This window comes from Sphaerochaeta sp. UBA5836, assembly GCF_002432845.1.
In the GTDB taxonomy this organism is placed as follows: domain Bacteria; phylum Spirochaetota; class Spirochaetia; order Sphaerochaetales; family Sphaerochaetaceae; genus Sphaerochaeta.
Map to the genome: position 1 here is coordinate 32,754 of NZ_DJGW01000010.1, position 4,920 is coordinate 37,673.

Sequence of the window (4,920 nt, forward strand, 5' to 3'; positions counted from 1 at the left end):
GTCAGTTCCTTGTATGCCAAGCTCAGTACGATGGCATAGGCCACCGCAATCGCTGCCACTTCGGTCGGACTGAACCAACCAGAGAGCATGCCGCCCATCATGATGACGGGCATCAACATGGAAGGAAGGCCCCGCTTGGTGATTGCTTGTATCTCAGAGAAGGAAAACTTGCGGTCCACTCCACGGGGGTAATTGAACTTTCGGGCGAAGAATCCCACCTGCACCATCAATGCCATGGCGATGACCAGGGCGGGAAGAATTCCGGCGATGAGCAGGCGCATCGAGGACGTCTCGGCGGCCGCCCCATAGATGATCAGGGGGATGGATGGGGGGAAAATCGGACCGATTACTGCAGAGGCTGCCGTAATGGCCGCCGAGTGGGTGCGGGGATAGTTCTGCTTGTCCATCGCTTCAATCTCGATGTTTCCAAGCCCGCCTACGTCGGCAAGAGCCGCACCGCTGATACCGCTGAAGATCAAGGAAGCGACAATGTTGACCTGGGCCAAGCCTCCTTTCATTCTTCCCACCAACAGCTTGGCAAACTCAAACAGTCGTTCGGTGATCCCCGAGCTGTTCATCAAGCCGGCGGCAAGAATGAACAAGGGGACGGCAAGCATCGGGAAGGAGTTGAGGCTGGTCACCATGCGCTGGATCAGCTGGCTGGGCGGGATGTTTGCCATCATCAGATAGAGAGCCGAGGGGATGCCCATGCTCACGGCGATGGGAAGCCCGGTTGCCAGCAAAAAGAGAAAGAGAATAATCACCAATGAACCGCTCATACCGCCTCCTCCTTTCCACACAAGGTATTCCAGACTCCCAACAGGGAGAGGACGGTCATGGCAAGAATTCCCAAGGTGATGGGGATGTAGAACACGATGTTGGGCATATTCAAGGCTGGAGTCCTGACACTCCAGTTGCGCTCCATGATGGTGGCGATCGCCCACAGGACATAGATGCCGAAGCACATGACCAGAAGCTGGGTGACCACAGAAACCCACTTCTTTGCTTGTTTGGGCAGGTAGAGGAGCACGATATCGACGATGATGTGTCTCTTCTCATAGGTGAGGACGGGAATCATGAGGAAGACCAAAGAGACCAACGAAACCCGGGCAAGTTCCTCCAGCTGAATAGAGCCTGCATGGAAAACGTTGCGCATGATGATCTGGATGAAGACCGAAAGAAACAGCACCAGCAGAAAGACCACCGCCACTGCCTGATATCCCTTGGTCACCTTTTTTGCGAGGTTGTTCATAGGATTGTTCCTTGCTCATTGAAATCTGAGTGGATGGAAAGGATCTTTCCATCCACATGAAACCATACACAGCTATTTGATTGCGTTGATCATCTCATAGTACTTGCCCCAGGCAGCACCGAAGCGATCATTGACAACCTTGGAAACAGAGGCACGGAACTCATCAACTTTCAGCCCATCCTCCTTGGTGATGATCTTCATGCCCTTGTCCTTGAGCGTCTGCACATCCTTGGCCTCACTTTGCAACACATAGTTGGAAGCCCAGTCACGGGTTTCGCGTGCCACTTCGGTAAAGATCTTCTTGTGTTCGTCACTCAAGGCCTGCCAAACTTTCTCATTGATGACAACAGGCTCGGAACCCATGATATGGTCGGTCATCATGGCATACTTCTGCACTTCGTAGATGTTGCTGGTGACCAGGGTGCTTACCGGGTTCTCCTGCCCGTCGGCTACGCCGGTGGAAAGAGCCACGGGTACTTCAGCCCAGTCGATGGGAACAGCGACTGCACCCATGCCTTCAACTGCTGCCAGATAGATGGGAGAGGGAATGGCACGGATTTTCTTGCCTGCCAGATCCTTGGGGGAGTACACAGGGAAGTTGGCGGTAAGCTCGCGGGTACCGAAGTAGAAGGAGTAGAGAATCCTGACGCCTCTGGTATCGATGAGCTTCTGGTTCAGTTCCTTCAGCGCCGGAGAAGTTTCGGGATTGGTTGCCTTCAGAAGGTGGTCGACGTCGCGATACAGATACGGGGTGTCGAACAGGCCCAAGTCGTTGAGCAGGGGCTGAAGGCCTCCGTAGGTGTTGTGATGCATGGCGATCGATCCCATCGAGACGGCCTCGGCCATTTCAGAAATGGAACCAAGCTGGCTTGCAGGATACACCTCGATCTTGATGGCACCGCCGGTTTTCTCGGCAATCTTATCAGCAAAGTAGGTTGCCTGCAGTCCGTTCGGGCTGGAAGCGGGGTTCATGTGTGCATACCGAAGGACCAAAGGCTTGGCGGCGGTAGGACCGCTGGCTTCAGCCTGCCCGGCGGCAAACAGGAAACCGGCCAAGGAAACAACGAGCAGCAATGCGATAATCCTTTTTTTCATACAATGTTCTCCTTTTTATTCTACGAACTCCGGATGATCCGGAAACCGTTACAGTTTTTTATGCGCCACAGCCTTTTTGGCTGCACTGACAATGTCTTCAATGCGCATGCCGTACGCATCAAGCAACTCTTCAGGGAAACCCGACTCCCCATAGACATCCTGCAGCCCGAGACGAATCAGGTGCGCAGGAACGTTCTCAGCGATCACCTCGGCTACGGCACTGCCCAACCCATTGATGATCGTATGGTCCTCCACGGTTACAGCACAACCTGTAGCTTGCAATACTGCGACGAGCCCTTCCCTGTCCAGCGGCTTGATGGTAGCCACTTCCACCACCTTTGCCTTGATTCCCTCCGCCTTCAGTCTCTTGGCGGCCTCAATGACACGCCCCAGCACAAACCCATGGGCAAGCAGGGCGACATCATCGCCCTCATCGCTGAGTATGCGGATTTTACCCAGGGGAAACGGAGTTCCATCAGGGAACACCTTGTCCTCGCGGCCGCTGCCGATACGGATGTAGAGCGGACCTTCAACATCCACACTTGCCAGCATGGCTTCATAGACCTGACCACCGTCGGCGGGACAGAGGATGGTGAAGTTCGGCATGCCCCTGAGAATTCCGACGTCCTCGATGAACTGGTGGGAGACCCCCTCTCGGTTGCCCCCGTGCAAGCCCCCGTTCGCTCCGACAAACCGGACCTTGAGGTTCGGATAGGAGACGAAGGTGCGCATCTGCTCGCAGGCCCTCATCGTCAAGAATCCTGCATAGGTACATATATAAGGAAGGAGTCCGCTTGCTGCAAGACCGCTGCAGACGCCCACCCCGTTCTGTTCGGAAATTCCCAGCTCCACCACCCGGTCGGGGAACCGTTCCAAGAAAGGCTCGCCTTTGACGACCTTCAAGGAGTCGGTGGAGACAAAGACCACATCCTCGCGCTCGCCGGCCAATTTCAGGAGGGCATCGCGGAATCCTATTCGTGTGCTGTCAACGGTGCTCATACTGCTCCTCCCAACTCTTTGATGGCCTGTTTGTACTCTTCTTCGGTATAGACACGCTTGTGCCACGAGTTTTCTCCCACCATGAAGGAGACTCCGTTTCCCTTGACGGTTTTGCAGACTATGGCACAGGGCTGGTCGACAACTTGATGGGCATTCTCCACAGCCTTCAGAATCTGGGCGATATCGTGCCCGTCGACGGTCTGGACATGCCAGCCGAAAGCCTGCCACTTATCCTCGATCGGATAGGGACCGGATATTTCACCTACGGTTCCACCGCTCTGGTAGTTGTTGTTGTCGATGAAAACGGTCAGGTTGCCTACCTTGTGATGGCTGGCGGCCATCGCTGCCTCCCAAATCATGCCCTCCCCCAGTTCCCCGTCTCCGGTGATGGCATAGACTTGGTATGCTTTCTTGCGAATCCTGGCAGCCAAGGCCATCCCCAGACCGATGGATACTCCGTTGCCCAATGAGCCGGTGGTTGCATCCAAGCCCTTGGTCTTGGGTGCATAGGGGTGCCCCTGCAGGTGGCTGTTGAGGTACCGCAGAGTGAACAACTCTTCTCGGGGAAAGTATCCCTTTTTAGCCAGTGCGGCATATAAGACGGGGCAACTGTGACCCTTGGAGAGGACAAAGCGGTCCCGGTCCTCCCAATCAGGGTTGGATGGGTCCAGACGCATGACTTCAAAGTAGAGGGCTGTGATGATATCGGCAACCGAGAAGCTGGGGCTGGGATGCCCGTCCTTGGTCCGATAGACCATCTCAACCACATCGCGGCGAAGGGACAACGAGATTTCCTCTAGTGCCTGAATATCCATCACTTTGCCTCCCCCAGCATGTCCCTGACCATCAGTGCACCCAGCCGGGGGCTTGAGAGCACCGTCTTGCCGGTAAGCCTTGCAAGCGGTTCTTCCATCCTGGCCATCGAGCCTTGGGCAAGCAGAATGACTTCACAGCGGTCGGAGACCTGTTTTGCCGTTTCGGCAATGAGACGATCGTGTGTCTGGGCATCACCGGAGGTAATGGCGCTGAAGGCTCCATCGGCCAGGGCGCTGATGGTGTGGATCGACTTGCCCATCTCCGAAGCACAGCGTTCGAGCAGGCGGATGGTAGGATCGAGGGTGGTGGAAAGGGTTGCCAGCACTGCGATGGAATCGGTGAGCTCGATCGCCCGCCTGGCCATCGGCTCGTCGATGCGCACGATGGGGATGGGGAAGAATTCCCTCGCCCCATAGACTGCATCCCCGATTGACGAGCAGGTATTGAGAATCAATTCGGCACCGGAGGCACAGGCAATCTCATAGTAGCCGTACAGCCTGCGCTTCACCGCCTTGGTAAGGTACCCTGTCTCGATGATCTCGGCGATCATGCTGTCGTCAAGGATGTTCATCACCTTGCACCCAGGCAGCGTTTCCTTCAGCAAATCGGAAAGCGGTTTTACCAAAGCAGCTCCTGTATATATAGCAGCGATCTTATGTTCAGCCATGTAATACACCCCCATGTTCTATATCATCATACATCATACATATGAAGAATGAGGCACATTTTGCAATCTGTCAAGGAAAAACAATCCACCC

General features: G+C 55.1%; 6 protein-coding genes. All 6 read right to left on the reverse strand.

What is annotated here, in order from left to right; all coding sequences use genetic code 11:
- Window positions 1-779: TRAP transporter large permease (locus B3F49_RS00825; protein ID WP_293908572.1), on the reverse strand; the 779-nt coding region annotated here is incomplete at its 3' end.
- A complete protein-coding gene (locus B3F49_RS00830) occupies window positions 776-1,252 on the reverse strand; it encodes a TRAP transporter small permease (protein WP_293908566.1) in 477 nt (158 codons plus the stop codon). The genes B3F49_RS00830 and B3F49_RS00825, both read right to left, overlap by 4 nt.
- A 72-nt stretch (window positions 1,253-1,324) precedes the next feature.
- Window positions 1,325-2,347 (reverse strand): TRAP transporter substrate-binding protein, encoded by a 1,023-nt coding sequence (locus tag B3F49_RS00835; RefSeq protein ID WP_293908567.1) that lies wholly within the window; start codon window positions 2,345-2,347, stop codon window positions 1,325-1,327.
- Between the two features lie 48 nt (window positions 2,348-2,395).
- Window positions 2,396-3,346 carry a transketolase family protein gene (locus tag B3F49_RS00840; protein WP_293908568.1) on the reverse strand — a complete coding sequence of 317 codons (951 nt, stop codon included), beginning with the start codon at window positions 3,344-3,346 and terminating at the stop codon, window positions 2,396-2,398.
- Complete coding sequence (locus B3F49_RS00845; protein ID WP_293908569.1) at window positions 3,343-4,161, reverse strand: transketolase; 819 nt, start codon at window positions 4,159-4,161, stop codon at window positions 3,343-3,345. Before B3F49_RS00845 ends, B3F49_RS00840 begins: the two co-directional genes overlap by 4 nt.
- On the reverse strand, window positions 4,161-4,829 hold the full coding sequence (locus tag B3F49_RS00850) for an aspartate/glutamate racemase family protein (protein WP_293908570.1): 669 nt from the start codon (window positions 4,827-4,829) through the stop codon (window positions 4,161-4,163). The genes B3F49_RS00845 and B3F49_RS00850 overlap by 1 nt, the downstream gene beginning before the upstream one ends.
- Window positions 4,830-4,920: the final 91 nt, after the last annotated feature.

Bases quoted from the DNA above. Each gene is read 5' to 3' on its own strand.
- B3F49_RS00835 (WP_293908567.1), bottom strand. From the start codon at position 2,347: ATGAAAAAAAGGATTATCGCATTGCTGCTCGTTGTTTCCTTGGCCGGT.
- B3F49_RS00830 (WP_293908566.1), bottom strand. From the start codon at position 1,252: ATGAACAACCTCGCAAAAAAGGTGACCAAGGGATATCAGGCAGTGGCG.
- B3F49_RS00850 (WP_293908570.1), bottom strand. From the start codon at position 4,829: ATGGCTGAACATAAGATCGCTGCTATATATACAGGAGCTGCTTTGGTA.
- B3F49_RS00845 (WP_293908569.1), bottom strand. From the start codon at position 4,161: ATGGATATTCAGGCACTAGAGGAAATCTCGTTGTCCCTTCGCCGCGAT.
- B3F49_RS00840 (WP_293908568.1), bottom strand. From the start codon at position 3,346: ATGAGCACCGTTGACAGCACACGAATAGGATTCCGCGATGCCCTCCTG.